Origin of the sequence: Brevundimonas sp. (assembly GCF_029945885.1) — a bacterium.
Lineage (GTDB): Bacteria > Pseudomonadota > Alphaproteobacteria > Caulobacterales > Caulobacteraceae > Brevundimonas.
In genome coordinates this window covers 1-16,311 of sequence record NZ_JAQSDK010000025.1, presented here as the reverse complement: position 1 = coordinate 16,311, position 16,311 = coordinate 1, and the positions used below count along the sequence as shown (strand labels likewise).

The 16,311-nt window shown below is 67.5% G+C and carries 17 protein-coding genes and 1 pseudogene; 15 read left to right on the top strand and 3 right to left on the bottom strand.

The window, feature by feature from the left end; all coding sequences use genetic code 11:
• Nucleotides 1–957, top strand: a 957-nt coding sequence (locus tag PSV00_RS09850; RefSeq protein ID WP_300446597.1) for a nucleoside transporter C-terminal domain-containing protein, incomplete at its 5' end; no start/stop codon positions are given.
• Between the two features lie 32 nt (nucleotides 958–989).
• The gene (locus tag PSV00_RS09845) at nucleotides 990–1,607 is read left to right on the top strand and encodes a glutathione S-transferase (RefSeq protein WP_300446595.1); all 618 of its coding nucleotides are present in this window, start codon (nucleotides 990–992) and stop codon (nucleotides 1,605–1,607) included.
• A 1-nt stretch (nucleotide 1,608) separates the two neighbouring features.
• On the opposite strand, the gene PSV00_RS09840 is transcribed toward PSV00_RS09845, so the two are convergent.
• On the bottom strand, nucleotides 1,609–2,040 hold the full coding sequence (locus tag PSV00_RS09840) for a PaaI family thioesterase (RefSeq protein WP_300446593.1): 432 nt from the start codon (nucleotides 2,038–2,040) through the stop codon (nucleotides 1,609–1,611).
• A 50-nt stretch (nucleotides 2,041–2,090) separates the two neighbouring features.
• Between PSV00_RS09840 and PSV00_RS09835 the strand changes: the two genes are divergently transcribed.
• The 10 genes from PSV00_RS09835 (at nucleotide 2,091) to flhA (ending at nucleotide 12,905) form a co-directional block, all read left to right on the top strand.
• Entirely contained in the window at nucleotides 2,091–2,414 is a 324-nt protein-coding gene (locus PSV00_RS09835; protein WP_300446591.1) for a DUF3253 domain-containing protein, read from the top strand.
• Between the two features lie 72 nt (nucleotides 2,415–2,486).
• The gene (locus tag PSV00_RS09830) at nucleotides 2,487–3,500 is read left to right on the top strand and encodes an alpha/beta fold hydrolase (protein ID WP_300446589.1); all 1,014 of its coding nucleotides are present in this window, start codon (nucleotides 2,487–2,489) and stop codon (nucleotides 3,498–3,500) included.
• An 85-nt stretch (nucleotides 3,501–3,585) separates the two neighbouring features.
• Nucleotides 3,586–4,677: a Glu/Leu/Phe/Val dehydrogenase dimerization domain-containing protein gene (locus PSV00_RS09825; RefSeq protein WP_300446601.1), complete on the top strand. Its 1,092-nt coding sequence runs from the start codon at nucleotides 3,586–3,588 to the stop codon at nucleotides 4,675–4,677.
• A 133-nt stretch (nucleotides 4,678–4,810) separates the two neighbouring features.
• Entirely contained in the window at nucleotides 4,811–6,442 is a 1,632-nt protein-coding gene (gene fliF, locus PSV00_RS09820; protein WP_300446587.1) for a flagellar basal-body MS-ring/collar protein FliF, read from the top strand.
• Nucleotides 6,442–7,476: a flagellar motor switch protein FliG gene (gene fliG / locus PSV00_RS09815; RefSeq protein ID WP_300446585.1), complete on the top strand. Its 1,035-nt coding sequence runs from the start codon at nucleotides 6,442–6,444 to the stop codon at nucleotides 7,474–7,476. Before fliF ends, fliG begins: the two co-directional genes overlap by 1 nt.
• Before the next feature lies 1 nt (nucleotide 7,477).
• The gene (locus PSV00_RS09810) at nucleotides 7,478–8,143 is read left to right on the top strand and encodes a flagellar assembly protein FlbE (RefSeq protein WP_300446583.1); all 666 of its coding nucleotides are present in this window, start codon (nucleotides 7,478–7,480) and stop codon (nucleotides 8,141–8,143) included.
• Nucleotides 8,133–8,465, top strand: coding sequence for a flagellar motor switch protein FliN (fliN, locus tag PSV00_RS09805; RefSeq protein ID WP_300446581.1), 333 nt, complete (start codon nucleotides 8,133–8,135; stop codon nucleotides 8,463–8,465). Before PSV00_RS09810 ends, fliN begins: the two co-directional genes overlap by 11 nt.
• 44 nt (nucleotides 8,466–8,509) lie before the next feature.
• Nucleotides 8,510–9,892 (top strand): sigma-54 dependent transcriptional regulator, encoded by a 1,383-nt coding sequence (locus tag PSV00_RS09800; RefSeq protein ID WP_300446579.1) that lies wholly within the window; start codon nucleotides 8,510–8,512, stop codon nucleotides 9,890–9,892.
• A 2-nt stretch (nucleotides 9,893–9,894) separates the two neighbouring features.
• The gene (gene bla / locus PSV00_RS09795; protein ID WP_300446578.1) at nucleotides 9,895–10,797 is read left to right on the top strand and encodes a class A beta-lactamase; all 903 of its coding nucleotides are present in this window, start codon (nucleotides 9,895–9,897) and stop codon (nucleotides 10,795–10,797) included.
• A gap of 14 nt (nucleotides 10,798–10,811) precedes the next feature.
• Nucleotides 10,812–12,905 (top strand): flagellar biosynthesis protein FlhA, encoded by a 2,094-nt coding sequence (gene flhA, locus PSV00_RS09790; protein ID WP_300446600.1) that lies wholly within the window; start codon nucleotides 10,812–10,814, stop codon nucleotides 12,903–12,905.
• Nucleotides 12,906–12,930: 25 nt separating this feature from the next.
• Here flhA and PSV00_RS09785 read toward each other — a convergent pair whose 3' ends face one another.
• Nucleotides 12,931–13,656: a hypothetical protein gene (locus tag PSV00_RS09785; RefSeq protein WP_300446576.1), complete on the bottom strand. Its 726-nt coding sequence runs from the start codon at nucleotides 13,654–13,656 to the stop codon at nucleotides 12,931–12,933.
• 233 nt (nucleotides 13,657–13,889) lie between these two features.
• Here PSV00_RS09785 and PSV00_RS09780 point away from each other — a divergent pair, with 233 nt between their 5' ends.
• The 3 genes from PSV00_RS09780 (at nucleotide 13,890) to PSV00_RS09770 (ending at nucleotide 15,854) form a co-directional block, all read left to right on the top strand.
• Nucleotides 13,890–14,333, top strand: a complete 444-nt coding sequence (locus PSV00_RS09780; protein ID WP_300446574.1) for an NUDIX domain-containing protein — start codon at nucleotides 13,890–13,892, stop codon at nucleotides 14,331–14,333.
• Nucleotides 14,334–14,420: 87 nt separating this feature from the next.
• Nucleotides 14,421–14,600, top strand: coding sequence for a CsbD family protein (locus PSV00_RS09775; protein ID WP_300446572.1), 180 nt, complete (start codon nucleotides 14,421–14,423; stop codon nucleotides 14,598–14,600).
• Nucleotides 14,601–14,780: 180 nt separating this feature from the next.
• Entirely contained in the window at nucleotides 14,781–15,854 is a 1,074-nt protein-coding gene (locus tag PSV00_RS09770; RefSeq protein ID WP_300446569.1) for a sensor histidine kinase, read from the top strand.
• On the opposite strand, the pseudogene PSV00_RS09765 reads toward PSV00_RS09770, so the two are convergent.
• Nucleotides 15,851–16,311: pseudogene (locus PSV00_RS09765) on the bottom strand (VWA domain-containing protein); the annotation flags it as partial. The gene PSV00_RS09770 and the pseudogene PSV00_RS09765 sit on opposite strands and share 4 nt — an antisense overlap.

Here is a 16,311-nt window from a genome sequence, read left to right as displayed (position 1 = left end):
GTCCTGCCGCTGATCCTGGTGATCTCGGCCCTGTCGGCCCTGCTGTGGCACTGGAAGGTGCTGAAATGGATCACCCACGGCTTCGGCATCCTGTTCCAGCGCACCATGGGCCTGGGCGGGGCCTCGGCCCTGGCGGTTGCCGCCAACATCTTCCTCGGCATGATCGAGAGCCCGATCGTGATCCGCGCCTATCTGGACAGGCTGACCCGGTCGGAACTGTTCCTGATGATGGTGGTCGGCCTGGCCACCGTCGCCGGCTCGACCATGGTCGCCTATGCCACCATCCTGCACGACGTCCTGCCCAATGCCGCCGGACATGTGCTGGTGGCCTCGATCGTCTCGGCCCCGGCCGGGGTGCTGCTGGCGCGGATCATCATTCCCGAGAAACCGGGTGAGGGCGGGGCCCATGCCGACTACGGCTCCGACCTGAAATACGACAGCGCCATCGACGCCATCGTCAAGGGGACCGCCGACGGCCTGATGGTGGTGCTGAACATCTCGGCCGTGCTGATCGTCTTCGTCTCGCTGGTGGCCCTGGTCAATGTGATGCTGGGCGGCTTCTGGCTGTTCGGCGACCATGTCACCGTCGAGCGTCTGCTGGGCTGGGTCTTCATGCCCGTGGCCTGGCTGACCGGGGTCGAATGGTCCGAGGCGGGCAAGGCCGGCTGGCTGCTGGGCGTCAAACTGACCCTGACCGAATTCGTCGCCTTCATCGAACTGGGCAAGGTGCCGGTCGCCGACATGAGCGAACGTACCCGGATGCTGATGACCTATGCCCTGTGCGGTTTCGCCAACATCGGCTCGGTCGGCATCACCGTCACCGGCCTGTCCGTGCTGGTGCCCGACCGCCGCGAGGAGGTGCTGGGCATGGTCTGGAAGGCCCTGTTCGCCGGCTTCCTCGCCACCCTGATGACGGCTGCCGTGGTCGGGGCCTTGCCCGGCTCGGTCTTCGCCTGATAGCGTTGCATTAGAAAACGGAGGGTCGCCCCATGAAGCTGTTCGACTATGCGCGCGCGCCGAACCCGCGCCGGGTTCGCTGGTTGATGGCCGAAAAGGGTATCGAGGACATCGAGATCGTCTCCGTCGACCTGGTGTCCGGCGAACACAAGGCCCCGGAATACCGCAACCGCATCGGCCTGGCCCATGTCCCGGCGCTCGAGCTGGACGACGGCACCTGTATCTCCGAATCGGTGGCCATCTGCCGCTATCTGGAATCCCTCTATCCCGAGCCCAACCTGTTCGGTCGCGACCCCGCCGAACAGGCGGTGATCGAGATGTGGACGCGGCGCTGCGAAATCTATCTGGCCAACCCGATGATGATGGGGGTGCGCCATACTCATCCGGGCCTGGCCGCCATGGGGCCGCAGAACCCCGAGGTCGGCACCTACAACCTGGCCGAGGCCGAGAAGATGATGAAGACGCTGAACCGGCAGCTGGCCGACCGCGAATTCATCGCCGCCGATCGGTTCACCATGGCCGACCTGGTCACGGTGACCGCGCTCGATTTCGCGCGCCTGATCAAATACCAGCCGCCCGAGGCGTTCGAGCATTTCAACCGCTGGCTGGCGGCCTGCCGCGCCCGCCCCGCCGCGAAGGCCGGGCTCTAGCTCAGCGCGCCGTGAATTTCCGGATCACGCCCGAATAGGTCATCAGGGTCCGGTCGCCGGTGGTGATCTGGCCGCGCACGAAGATCAGCGACCCACCGGCCCGCACCACCTCGCCGGTCGCCTCGATCAGTTCGCCGACATAGGCCCCGTCGATGAAGGTCGAATCCAGCTGGATGGTGACGCCGTTCTTGCCCTCCATCTCCTGGTAGGCGGTCTGGAACAGGGCGATGTCGGCAAAGGTCATCAGGCAGCCGCCGTGCATGCGGTCGCCGGCGTTCATATGTTTGGCCTCGGCCCGGAAGGCGCAGCGCATCCGGCCGTCGGCATCGGGCCGGAAATAGAAGGGGCCGACCGTCTGGTCGAAGGTGCCCTGCAGGTCGTAGCGCTGCCAGCCGGCGAACTCGCCCTCGCTCACCGTGACTTTCGCGACCATAGTCCTTACTCCGCCTTCTTTCCGCTATTGCAGCGCAGCATATAGATATCATGAACGATCCGATCGAGACCGCCATCTTCGAAAAACTGGCCAAGGCCGATCCCAGGGGTGTCGGTGGCAAGAGTATCGAGCCGTCCGACGTGGCCAAGGAGCTGCAGCCGGAACAATGGCAGCGCATGCTGCCCAAGGTGCGCCACTGCGCCCTCGCCCTGATGAAACAGGGCAAGCTGACCATCACCAAGAAGGGCAAGCCGGTCGATCCGACGGCCTTCAAGGGCGTGATCCGCCTGCGTCTGCCGACCCCCGAGGAGACGGCCGCCGCCCTGGCCGCCCTGCCGCCGGTGGTCGACGAGGATGACGACGACTTCGCCTGATCCCGTGACGCGCGGGCCGGGACCGATGTCTCCGCCTTGTTTGCGACCCGCAGCCGTGGCGATACTGGTCCCATGATCCGTCGCCTGGCTGTCCTCGTCCTGTGTCTGGCCCTGAGCGCCTGCGCGACCCCCTATGTCCAGCCGCCGCTGATCCCGCCGCCGGGCTTTGCCGGGCCGCGCATCGGGCCCGCGGCCTTCGTCGTCCAGGACGGGGCGCGGCTGCCCTATCTGCGCTGGTCTCCGGCCGACGGCGAGCCCTGGGCCGTGATCGTGGCCCTGCATGGCATCAACGACTCCCGCGCCTCCTTCCGCCTCGCGGGGCCCTGGTGGGCGGAACAGGGGATCGAGACCTGGGCCTATGACCAGCGGGGCTTCGGCGAGGCCCCGGGTCGGGGGCTCTGGGCCGGGCAGGAGACGACCAGTGCCGACCTGCGCACCGTCGTCGCCCTGGTGCGGGCCCGGCATCCGCACGCCGTGATCGCCGTGGTCGGCGAGAGCATGGGGGGCTCGGTCGCCGTCGCCGCCTTTGCCTCGGACCAGCCGCCCGCCGCCGACCGGCTGATCCTGCTGGCCCCGGGGGTCTGGGGCTGGTCCAGCCAGGGCTGGCTCAACGGCGCCAGCCTGTGGGTCGCCGCGCGCCTGTTCGGCGATCGCGCGGTCGAGCCGCCGGAATGGGCCGTGCGCGACATCCGGGCCTCGGACAATATGCTGGAGCTGATCCGCAACGGTCGCGATCCCAACAGCATCCTGGCGACCCGGTTCGACGTCGTGTCCGGCCTGGTCGGGCTGATGGAGACGGCCTCGCGCCATCTGGGCGATACCCGGGTGCCGACCCTGCTGCTCTACGGGGCCAACGACCAGATCGTCACCCCGGGTCCGATGCGTCGGGCGCTGGAGCGGGCCGGGGGATCCCCGACCCTGCGCACGGCCTGGTATCCGGACGGTTGGCACCTGCTGGACCGCGATCTCGGGGCTGTGGCGGTCTATGGCGACGTGGTCGCCGCCCTGCGCGATCCGACCGGCCCCCTGCCGTCCGGGGCCACCGCGGTCCTGCCGCATCTGCAGGCCTCAGACCCGCAACCCTGAAGCCAACGGTCGTGCTTGCCGTTGCGTCATCCTGAGGGTATCTGGCTCGGAACAAGAATAATGCCCGGGAAGGCTCGCTATGAGCATGACGCTGTTCGATTCGCCGTCTTTCGCGAACCATGAAGGCGTTCACGCCTTCTTCGACGAAAAGACTGGCCTCAAGGCCATCATCGCCGTCCACTCGACCGCCCGCGGGCCGGCCGTCGGCGGCACGCGCATGTGGGACTATGCCTCCAGCGCCGAGGCGCTCGAGGACGTGCTGCGTCTGTCGCGCGGCATGAGCTACAAGAATGCGATCGCCGACCTCGAGATGGGCGGCGGCAAGTCGGTCATCATCGGTGACAGCCGCTCGCAGAAGACGCCCGAGCTGTTCGCCGCCTTCGGGCGCGCCGTCGACACCCTGGGCGGCACCTATTATGCGGCCGAGGACGTCGGCGTGTCGGTCGAGGACGTGGCCGAGGCCCGCAAGGTCACCCCCTATGTCCTGGGCCTGAACGACGGGCCGGAAGCCTCGGGCGATCCCAGCCCCGTCACCGCCGAGGGCGTGTACCGCTCGACCCTCGTCGTCGCCCGCCGTCTGTGGAAGCAGGACGACCTGACCGGCCTGACCGTGGCCATGCAGGGCGTCGGCCATGTCGGCGGCTATCTGGCCGACAAACTGCATGCGGCCGGGGCCAGATTGGTGCTGACCGACGTCAACACCGGCCTGCTGGCCGAGGTTGCCGCCCGCACGGGGGCCGAGATCGTCGCGCCCGACGCCATCTATGACGTGAAGGCCGACATCTATGCGCCGTGCGCCCTCGGGGCGACGCTGAATCCGCAGACCCTCGACCGGTTGACGGTCAAGGCAGTGGTCGGGGCCGCCAACAACCAGCTGGCCACGCCCGAGATTGGCGAGGAACTGTTCGCCCGCGGCATCCTTTACGCCCCCGACTATGTGATCAACGGCGGCGGCATCATCAATGTCGCCTCGGAACTGCGGGCCCGCCAGGCCGGCGGGGCCTATGACCCGGCCTGGGTCGAGGCCAAGCTCGCCCGGCTGATGGAGACGCTGGAGGAAATCCTGGAGCGTTCGGTCAGCGAGGTGCGTCCGACGCACCGGATCGCCGCCGCCATCGCCGAGGCCCGGATCGAGGCCGCCGCCGGCCAGCGGGCCGCCCGGCGCCAGGCCGCCTGAGCCAACCCCGTCGACACAGCCCCCGGAAACCGTTGGCAGATTAACCGGTCTTAACGCCCCATTTACCACGCAGGCGGCAGTTTCTGCCTAGCGGGCGTGTTCGGTCTCCCGTCGGTAGAGTGGGTGGGGACGCGTGGGCGGCTTCTCGGCGGCGTTGCAACGGTTTGGAATCGGTCGTCTGACCGTGGTGCTCGGCGTCGCCGCCGGCGTCGCGGCGGTGCTCGTCGCCGTCATGTTGCGCATCGGCCAGGCCCCGGACGCCCTGCTGTATTCCAATCTCGACCTGCGCGAGGCCTCCGAGATTTCCAGCGCCCTCGACGGGGCCGGGATCAAATATGAATCCAAGGGCGACGGCTCGACCATCTTCGTCAATCGCGACGATGTGGGCACCGCCCGGCTGATGCTGGCCGGCAAGGGTCTCGTGACCTCCGGCTCGGTCGGCTACGAACTGTTCGACAACCAGTCGGTGCTGGGCCAGACCGAATTCCAGCAAAACCTCAACGAACAGCGGGCCCTGCAGGGCGAGCTGTCGCGCACCATCATGTCGATGCGCGGCATCACCTCGGCCCGGGTGCAGATCGCCATGCCGCGGCGCGAACTGTTCCAGTCGGACGGGGTCGAGCCCACTGCCGCCGTCGTCGTCGGTGTCAGCGGCCGGGCCCTCAGCGCCGGTCAGGTCGACGCCATCCGCAACGTCGTCGCCTCGTCGGTGCCGAACCTGAAGCCTGAAAAAGTCACCCTGACCGATACCGCCAACCGGACCCTGGCGGCCGGATCCAGCGCCGACGGCTTCAGCTCGGCCTCGGCCCAGGACGCCAAGAACACCACCGAGGCCCAGCTGCAGGCCCGCATCAAGGACATCGTCGAAGGCGTCGTCGGCGTCGGGGCCGCCCGGGTCCAGGTCACGGCCGACATCGACCACAGCCGTTCGACCACCCAGGAGTTGCGCTACGACCCCGACGGCCAGGTCGTGCGCTCGACCTCGACCAATGGCACCGAGTCCACCGACACCACCGGGGCGTCCGACGGCGGGGCCACGGCGGCCAACAATATTCCAGGCGGTCAGGCCCCGACCACCACCCCGGTCGGCTCTACGGACACCGCCAATACCGAGACCACCAACTACGAGATCTCCAACACCACCACCACGACGGTCAAGGAGGCCGGCGAGGTCAAGAAACTGGCCGTGTCTGTCGTCGTCGATGACAAGCGCACCCCGGCGGCCGACGGCAACGGTCCGGCCACCTATACGGCGCGCACGCCGGAACAGATCGAACAGATCAAATCCCTGGTCGCCGCCGCCGTCGGCATTGACGAGGCCCGGGGTGACAAGCTGGAGGTTCTCAACGTCGGCTTCACCCACGACGTCGCCGACATGGGCGGCACCGAGGCCGGCTCGTCCCTGTTCGACTTCACCAAGAACGACATCATGCGCGGCGTTGAACTGCTGGTGCTGCTGATCACCGGCCTGCTGCTGATCTTCTTCGTGCTGCGGCCGCTGCTGAAGACGGCCGGCGGCGGCGGCGGTATGCCGGCCCTGGCCGGGCCGGCCGGCAGTGCGGCGGTCCTGCAGGCGAGCCTCGCCGGCGGGCAGGGCGGCGACATGGCCCAGCTGACCGGTCCGTCCGAAATGGAGAAGCGGCTGGATATGGCCCGCGTCGAGGGTCAGGTGAAGGCGTCGTCGGTCAAGATGGTCGCGGATTTCGTCGACAAGAATCCCGATGAATCGACGGCGATCCTGCGGACCTGGGTGCACGAAGGCTGATGGCTCGCGCGTCCGGAAAAAAGGTCGTCATCGAAGACCCCAGCAAGCTGACCGGGCCGGAGAAGGCCGCGGTCATCCTGCTGGCGCTCGGTGAGGATCATCCCCGTCTGTGGGAGTCCCTCGACGAGGAGGAGATCAAGGAGATCTCCCAGGCCATGGCCGCCCTGGGCACGGTGGCCTCATCCGTGGTCGAGGAGCTGATGGTGGAGTTCGTGTCCGGCATGGCCGGGTCGGGCTCGGTCATGGGCAGTTTCGAACAGACCCAGCGGCTGCTGTCCGCCTTCATGCCGCCCGACCGTGTCGACGGGCTGATGGAGGAGATCCGCGGTCCCGCCGGCCGGACCATGTGGGACAAGCTCGGCAATGTGAACGAGGCCGTGCTCGCCAACTATCTGAAGAACGAATATCCGCAGACCGTTGCCGTGGTCCTGTCCAAGATCAAGCCCGACCACGCCTCACGCGTCCTGACGGCCCTGCCCGAGGACTTCGCCCTGGAATGCGTCCAGCGCATGCTGCGCATGGAGCCGGTGCAGCGTGAGATCCTCGACAAGATCGAACAGACCCTGCGCACCGAATTCATGTCGAACCTGGCGCGCACCTCCAAGCGCGACAGCCATGAGCTGATGGCCGACATCTTCAACAGTTTCGACCGCCAGACCGAGGCCCGTTTCATCGGCGCGCTGGAAGAGCGCAACCGCGAGGCGGCCGAACGGATCCGGGCCCTGATGTTCGTGTTCGAGGACCTGTCCAAGCTCGATCCCGGCGGGGTCCAGACCCTGCTGCGCGCCGTCGACAAGGACTCCCTGGGTCTGGCCATGAAGGGGGCGTCGGAAAGCCTGCGCGAGATGTTCTTCTCCAACATGTCCGAACGCGCCTCCAAGATCATGCGCGAGGACATGGAATCGATGGGCCCCGTCCGTCTGAAGGACGTCGACGCCGCCCAGACCGCCATGGTCCAGGTCGCCAAGGATCTCGCCGCCAAGGGCGAGATCATGCTGGTCGGCCAGAGTGGCGACGACGAGTTGATCTACTGACATGACCGAACCCGCCGTCCATCGCCCCTATGGCTTCGATACCGAGTTCGACGAATCGGGCGTCGTGGTCACGCCCTCGGGCTTCCGCCCGACCAAACGTTCCTACGCCCCGTCCGAGGTCGAGGCCCTGCTGGCCCAGGCCCGGCTGGACGCGCGCGAATCGGCGCTGGCCGAGGTCGAAAGCCTGCAGGCCCTGGCCATGACGACCATCGGCGAGGCGGTCGCCGCCGGGGCGCCGGCCCTGACCCAGCTGATCCAGCTGCATCGCGAACAGGCGTCGCATCTGGCCCTGGCCGCGGCCCGGGTCGTCGCCGCCGCCGCCCTTGACCGGTTTCCCGACGGGCCGCTGCAGGCCGCGCTGGAAGCCCTGGGCCAGGAAATCGACGCCACCCCGCGCCTGGTCATCCGCTCGGGCGGGCTGGACGAGGCCGTGCAGACGCGGATGACCCAGCTGTGCGCCGATGCCGGCTTCTCGGGCCTGGTCGCCTTCCGCGACGACCCGGCCCTGCCGGTCGCCGCCTTTCAGCTGGAATGGGCCGACGGTCGCGCCGCCTTTGATCCCGAAGCCGCCCATGCCCGGATGGTCGAGGCCCTGACCCTGGCCCTGGCCAGCGAGGCCGGCCACGCTGAAACCCTTTCTGACGGGAGGCCCTCCGATGGCCAATGAAGATCTGTCCCTTGAGGAGTTTGCGGACTCCACAGCCCTGACCACCGGCGACGACGCGGGTGACAAGGCCGCGTCCGATCTGGCCAGCGTCTTCGACGTTCCGGTCAATATCTCGGCCGTGCTCGGCAAGGCCCATATGACCGTGGCCCAGCTGTTGAAGCTGAACCGCGGCTCGGTGCTCGAGCTGGACCGCAAGGTCGGCGAGGCCATCGACATCTTCGTCAACAACCGTCTGGTCGCCCGCGGGGAGGTCGTCGTCGTCGAGGACCGCCTCGGTGTGACCATGACGGAAATCATCAAGACCGAGGATTCCGGCGCCTGATCGGCCGCCGGTTCCCCGTACGTAGAGAGTAGAGGAGAAGACCCATGCGGCTTCTGGTGGTTGGACGGCTTTCGGGCCAGCTGGCGTCGGCAGTGAAGATGGCCATGGCCCACGGGGCCAAGGTCCAGCACGTCGAGCGCATCGACCAGGCGACGGAACAGCTCCGCCGCGGGCAGGGCGCTGACCTGCTGATGGTCGACTACCACCTCGACATCGGGGCCCTGATCGCCGCCAATGATGCCGAGCGGATCTTCGTGCCGGTCGTCGCCTTCGGTCTGGACGCCAATGCCGCCGAGGCCGCCGCCGCCATCAAGGCCGGTGCCAAGGAATTCATCCCCCTGCCGCCGGAAGCCGACCTGATCGCCGCCGTGCTGTCGGCCGTGGCCGATGACGACCGGCCGCTGATCTCGGCCGACCCGTCGATGAAGGCCGTGGTCATGCTGGCCGACCAGGTGGCCCGCTCCGAAGCCTCGATCCTGATCACCGGTGAAAGCGGCGTCGGCAAGGAGGTGATGGCCCGTTACCTGCACACCAATTCCAAGCGCGCCGACCGGGCCTTCATCAGCGTCAACTGCGCCGCCATCCCTGACAATCTGCTGGAGTCGGAGCTGTTCGGCCACGAGAAGGGGGCCTTCACCGGGGCCATCGCGCGGCGCATCGGCAAGTTCGAGGAGGCCGACGGCGGCACCCTGCTGCTGGACGAGATCAGCGAGATGGACGCCCGTCTGCAGGCCAAGCTGCTGCGCGCCATCCAGGAACGGGTCATCGACCGGGTCGGCGGCACCCGGCCGGTGCCGGTCAACATCCGCATCATCGCCACCTCCAACCGCGACCTGGCCCGGGCCGTCAGCGAGGGCACCTTCCGCGAGGATCTGCTCTACCGGCTGAACGTCGTGAACCTGCGCCTGCCGTCGCTGCGGGAACGGCCGGGCGACATCGCCGCCCTGGCCGATTTCTTCGTCAAGAAATACGCCGCCGCCAACGGTGTGCCGGTGCGCCCGATCGCCGCCGACGCCCGCCGTGCCCTGGCCGGTCACCGCTGGCCCGGCAACGTCCGCGAGCTGGAAAACGCCATGCACCGCGCCGTGCTGCTGGCGACCGGGGCCGAGATCGACGTCGACGCCATCCGCCTGCCCGACGGCCAGCCCCTGACCGGCGGCGGGTCAATCGACTCCAGCCCCGCCGCCCGCGCCGCCCAGACCGCCGACGCCGTGTCGCGCGCCTATGTCGGCCAGACCGTGGCGCAGATGGAAAAGACCCTGATCCTGGACACCCTGTCGCACTGTCTCGGCAACCGCACCCACGCGGCCACCATCCTGGGCATCTCGATCCGCACCCTGCGCAACAAGCTGAACGAATATTCGGACGAGGGCACCCCGATCCCGGCGCCCCAGTCCGGCGTCGCCGCCTCCGGCTACGCGGCCTGAGCATGGCCACGGCCACGGACCGCAGAAGCGTCCTGACCGGCCTCGGCGCGCTGGGCGTGGCGGGGTGCGGTCAATCTCCGGCGAGCGCGATTGCTGTCACCGTCTTCGATCTGGACCTTGACCTGCGTGCGCTCGAAGCCCGTCACGGTGGGCGTCTGGGACTCTGTGCCTATGGCCCGAAGGGACGTGTGAAATGGCGCGCTGACGAGCGCTTCGTCTATTGCTCCACCTTCAAGATGTATTTGGCCGCGGCCACCCTCCTGCGGGCGCAGGCAGGCGACGAACGACTGGATCGCACCGTACCGGTGACCCGGGCCGATATGGTTTCCCATGCCCCGGTGACTGAGCCCGCGATCGGCGGATCGTTGACGATCGAGCAGTTGATGAAGGGCACCGTCGAGGTCAGTGACAACCCGGCCGCAAACATCCTGATCCGTGAACTGGGCGGACTGGATGCCTTGACGGCCTTCTATCGCGGCCTCGGCGACCAGAGCACACGGGTCGACCGACTCGAGCCGGAAATGAACCGGCTGGACGGCGACAAGGACACCACCACGCCCGTCCAATCGGTGAGCAACATCTCTCGCCTGCTGGTCTCCCCTGACACGCCGCTCAGCCCGGACTCCAAAACCCTGCTGCTGCGCTGGATGGTCGATACGCCCACCGGCATGAGCCGGATCAAGGCCGGCGTTCCCGCCGGCTGGCGCGTTGCGCACAAGACCGGTACCGGCGGCTACGGTCCGACGAATGACATCGGTGTGCTCTACCCGCCCACCGGCGAGCCCGTGGTAATCGCCGTCTATCTCCACGCGACCCGTGCCTCGACCGAGGCACAGAACGACGCCGTCATCGCTGACGCCACCCGCATGGCCCTCGCCACCCTCGGTCACGGGGCCGCCGCATGACCGACATCCCGGTGATGATGAAGGACGGCATGGCCCGTCCGACCGGCAAGGAAGTCTGGGGCTGGTTCGCGCGCGGCGAGGTGGCCATGGCCACCGGCGTCATCGGCGTGATCCTGCTGCTGATCCTGCCGGTGCCGAAATTCCTGCTCGACATGTTGCTGGCCATCTCCCTGGTCTCCAGCGTGCTGATCCTGATGACGGCCGTGATGATGAAACGGCCGCTCGACTTCGCCATCTTCCCCACGGTCCTGCTGGTCTCGACCCTGTTTCGCCTGGGCCTGAACCTGGCCTCGACCCGGCTGGTCCTGACCCACGGCCACGAGGGCCACAACTCGGCCGGCGAGGTGATCCAGGCCTTCGGGGCCCTGATGATGGGCGGCAATTTCATCATCGGCATCATCATCTTCGCCATCATCCTGGTGGTGAATTTCGTGGTCATCACCAAGGGCTCGACCCGGATCGCCGAGGTCAGCGCCCGCTTCACCCTCGACTCCATGCCCGGCAAGCAGATGGCGATCGACGCCGACCTGTCCTCGGGCCTGATCGACGAGGCCGCGGCCAAGCTGCGCCGCAAGGAACTGGAGCAGGAATCGACCTTCTTCGGGGCCATGGACGGGGCCTCGAAATTCGTGCGCGGCGACGCCGTGGCCGGCCTGATCATCACCTTCATCAACGCCCTTGGCGGCATGCTGATCGGTGTCCTGCAGCACGACATGCCCGCCGGCGAGGCGGCCAATGCCTATATCCAGCTGACCATCGGCGACGGTCTGGTCACCCAGGTCCCGGCCATCATCATCTCGATCGCCGCCGGCTTCCTGGTGTCCAAGGCCGGGGTCGAGGGCACGGCCGACAAGGCCTTCGTCGCCCAACTGGCCACCAACCCCGTCAGTCTCGGCGTGGTCTCGGCCGCCTCCCTCCTGATCGGCCTGATCCCCGGTATGCCGCTGATCCCGTTTCTCGCCCTGTCCGTCGGCACCGGCTTCATGGCCTGGCGTCATGGGCGCGACCGGCTGCGGCCCAAACCGTCCGAGGCCCAGCTGGCCGCCGCCGCCGCCGATCCCAAGGAAGAAATCGAGGAGCCGATCGGCACGGCCCTGACCATCGACGAGGTCAAGATCGAGCTGGGCTATTCCCTGCTGTCGCTGATCAATGATCTCGAGGGCCGGCGCCTGACCGACCAGGTCCGCGCCCTGCGCCGCTCCCTGGCCCAGGAATACGGCTTCGTCATGCCGTCGGTGCGTATCCTCGACAACATGCGCCTCGGCACCCAGGGTTATGCCATCCGCATCAAGGAGATGGAGGCCGGCCAGGGCGAGGTGCGTCTGGGCTGTCTGATGGCCATGGACCCCAACGGCCGCCAGGTCGAACTGCCGGGCGAACACACCAAGGAACCCGCCTTCGGCCTGCCCGCCACCTGGATCGACGAGAGTCTGCGTGAGGAGGCCACCTTCCGCGGCTACACCATCGTCGACCCGTCGACCGTGCTGACCACCCACCTGACCGAGATCCTCAAGGAGAACATGGCCGAGCTGCTCTCCTACGGCGAGGTGCAGAAGCTGCTGAAGGAGCTGGGCCCGGAAGAGCAGAAACTGGTCGACGAACTGATCCCTTCGGTCGTCACCGTCACCACCCTGCAGCGGGTGCTGCAGACCCTGCTGCGCGAGAAGGTCTCGATCCGCGATCTGGGGGCCATTCTCGAGGGCCTGGCCGAGGCCGCGCCCCACACCAGTTCGGTCACCACCCTGGTCGAACACGTCCGCACCCGTCTGGCCCGCCAGCTGTGCTGGCAGCACAAGGCCGAGGACGGAGCCCTGCCCATCGTCACCCTGTCGCCGGAATGGGAACAGGCCTTCGCCGAGGCCCTGGTCGGCCAGGGCGAGGACAAGCAGCTGGCCATGGCCCCGTCGCGCCTGCAGGACTTCATCCGTGCGGTCCGCGACGTGTTCGAACGGGCGGCCATGGCCGGCGAGACCGCCGTGCTGCTGACCGGACCCCAAGTCCGCCCCTATGTGCGCTCGATCATCGAACGCTTCCGCGGCCAGACCGTGGTGATGAGCCAGAACGAGGTCCACCCCCGCGCCCGGCTGCGCACCATCGGCACGGTCTGATCACGGCCCGGCCGACGGGCGTTGTCTAGTTGACCTGGCTCCAGCCGCCGGCCGAGGCGTCGCGGGCGACCGCATTGACCGGGCGGGCGATCAGGCCGGACTGGGTGATCCAGACCTCGTACCGGGCCCCGTCGGCCATCGGCATATAGGTGGCCCCGCCATACAGGGTGTCGACCGCGTCGATGTGACGACGATAGCGCCGGGCCATGTCCCAGACGCTGAGCTTCCATGGGACGGTGATGTTGCCGGGAAGGACGGTGGCGCGGTCTCCGCCGGACAGGGCATGGACGCTGCGGGTGCTGTGCAGTTCCTGCTCGATGTCCTGATAGCGTCCTGACAGCCGGTCCAGCCGGTACTGGCTGTCCAGCCCCAGCACATTGGCCCACGGCTTCCATTTCAGCACCTGGGCCTCGATCCGCCAGTCGTCGCCGTTCAGCAGATAGACTTCGGATCGGGCGGATTCGCCCTCGACCTGGGCCGGCTGGGTCACCGTGGCCTCGAAATACTGCGGCCCCAGCTGTTTCAGCTGCAGGGTGGCCACCGGCCGCTCATAGGTCATCCGCGCATAGGTCTGGACATTGAGTCCGGTCAGGGCCGCGATCGCCGCGATGGCCATCAGGCCGCCGCCGCCGATGGAGCCCAGACCGCCGCCGACGATCCGCCCGCGGAACAGACTGCCGAGGCTGACCAGCAGCAGCAGCAGGCCGAGAGCCCCGACCACCGCCGGAATAATCCACCACCACCAGATCATTTTATCTTCTCCACGCCCCAGACATCGGCAGTATTAACCGCAATTCACCGTTCTGACGACAGTTTCACCCATGACGCGACTGGACTTGACCCCGGGGGCGGCTAAACCTGCGCCAGATGAGCGCGAGTGTTTCCCGGAAAGCCGGGTGCAGTGCCCGGTCCCTGTCCATGCCGCCGCGCCATCCGGCTGCGGCGGGACGGTCGCCGTTCAGGTCGGATCACCGGGGATAGGTCATGCTTCAGTTCGGTGATCGTCAGCCCGGCCTGGTCTATCGCGACCGGCCGACGGCCTTTGGCCTGCTCGTCGAGGCGGGGCGGCTGGCCTGTGTGCGCGTCGATCGCGGCGAGGGCAGCTATTACGATCTGCCCGGCGGGGCGGTTGACGGCGATGAGACCGAGGTCGAGGCCCTGGTGCGCGAATTCATCGAGGAGACCGGCCTGACCGTGCGGCCGGTCTCGCGACTGATCGAGGCGGCCCAGTATTTCCGCAAGACCGACGGCACGCCGCTGAACAACCGGGGCGGCATCTGGATCGCCGAACGGATCACCTTCGACCCCGCGGCCAGGGTCGAGGCCGACCATGAACTGGTCTGGCTGGAGCCGGTCGAGGCCCTGTCCGGCCTTCGGCATGAGGCCCACGCCTGGGCCGTGGCCTGCTGGCTGCGTCACCGGGCCTGACTGAGCCATACGGAACGGAAGCGGCCCCCGGCCGCTGATTCTGTCGAAGGGTCGCCACCCCCGGTGCCCTCTGACAGGAGAAAACCCATGCCCGATCAGGATCGTATCGACGGTGCCGCCAAAAACCTCGGTGGCAAGGCCAAGGAGTTCGCCGGCAAGGTTACCGGTGACGAGAAGCTGAAGGCCGAAGGCCAGGCCGATCAGGTCAGCGGCAAGGTCCAGAATGCCATCGGCGGCATCAAGGACAGCCTCAAGGGCGACAACTAGCGTCCACGAAATGACGGCCGCGCCCCGGACGTCGGCGGCCGGCCGTCATCCCCGTCCCGGACCGCATGGGTCGGCGCTGTCCTGAGGGGACACACGTATTATCTGGCGTCGGGATCGGGGCCGTGTTCAGGTGGCAGGCTGGTCCCGGAATGCTCCGCGCCCGGGCCGGACTCCGTCGTCGTGATTACCAAGCCGATCCAGGGCATTGAAAATGCCCAGACCCTGGCCGAGGCGATCGTGGATACGATCCATGAGCCGCTGCTCGTGCTGGACGGCGGTTTGCGCGTTCTGGCGGCCAGTCGCGCCTTCTATGAAATCTTCAAGGTCGACTCCGACCACACGATGGGCTGCCGTCTCTACGACCTGGGCGACGGCCAGTGGAATATCCCGGCCCTGCGCGAACTGCTGGAAACCATCATTCCGACCCGGGTGGCCATGGACGGGTTCGAGGTCGAGCACGACTTCCCCGGCGTCGGCCAGCGCACCATGCTGCTGAACGCCCGCAAGGTGCTGTACGAGACCAGCCCGAATTCAACCATCCTGCTGGCCTTCACCGACATCACCGCCCGGCGGGTGATCGAGCGCGAGAAGGAAGATCTGCTGGAAAGGACCGAGGATCTGCTCCTTCAACAGCAGACCCTGCTGCAGGAGATGCAGCACCGCGTCGTCAACAGCCTGCAGATCATCGCCAGCATCCTGATGCTCAAGGCCCGCAGCGTGACCTCCGAGGAATCCCGCGGTCATCTGCGGGACGCCCATCAGCGGGTGTTGTCGGTCGCCGAGGTGCAGTCCCACCTGCATGCCACCGGCGGCGTCGACCGGATCGCCGTCGGCCCCTATCTGACCAAGCTGTGCGGCAGCCTGTCCGCTTCGATGGTCGGCGAGTCCCGCCCGATCGCGATCGGGGTCGAGGCCGATGCGGGCATGATCGGCTCTGAAAAGGCCGTCAGCCTCGGGCTGATCGTGACGGAGCTGGTGATCAATTCGATCAAATACGCCTTCCCCGATACCCGGCCCGATGCCCGGGTCACGGTCAGCTATGTCAGCGAAGGCGATGACTGGACCCTGACGGTCGCCGACAATGGCGTCGGCCTGTCGCCGACGGCCGCGCCCCCGTCGGTCGGGGGCCTGGGTACGGCCATTGTCGAGGCCCTGGTCAAGCAGCTGGGTGCGCAGGCGGAAGTCCGGACCCAGCCCCATATGACGGTGACCATCACCCATATCGCCGGGGTCACCCCCGCCCTGGCCGCCTAGCGGGTCAGCGCCCGCATGGCCTTGTCCAGGCCGTCGATGGTCAGGGGGAACATCCGCTCGTCCACCAGTTCGCGGATCATCCCGACCGAGGCCGAATAGCTCCAGTAACGTTCAGCCACCGGGTTCAGCCAGACACATTTCTCCCACTGCTGGCGGGCCCGCGTCAGCCAGACGGCCCCCGCCTCCTCGTTCCAGTGTTCGACCGAACCGCCGGGCATGGTCACCTCATAGGGGCTCATGGTGGCGTCGCCGACGAAGATGGCGCGCCAGTCGCCGGGGTATTTGTTCAGCAGGTCCCAGGTGGCGATCTGCTCGCCGTGACGGCGGCGGTTGTCCTTCCACACCCCCTCGTAGAGGCAGTTGTGGAAGTAGAAGAACTCCATGTTCTTGAACTCGGTCTTCGCCGCCGAGAACAGCTCCTCGCACAGCTTCACATGGCCATCCATCGAGCCGCCGA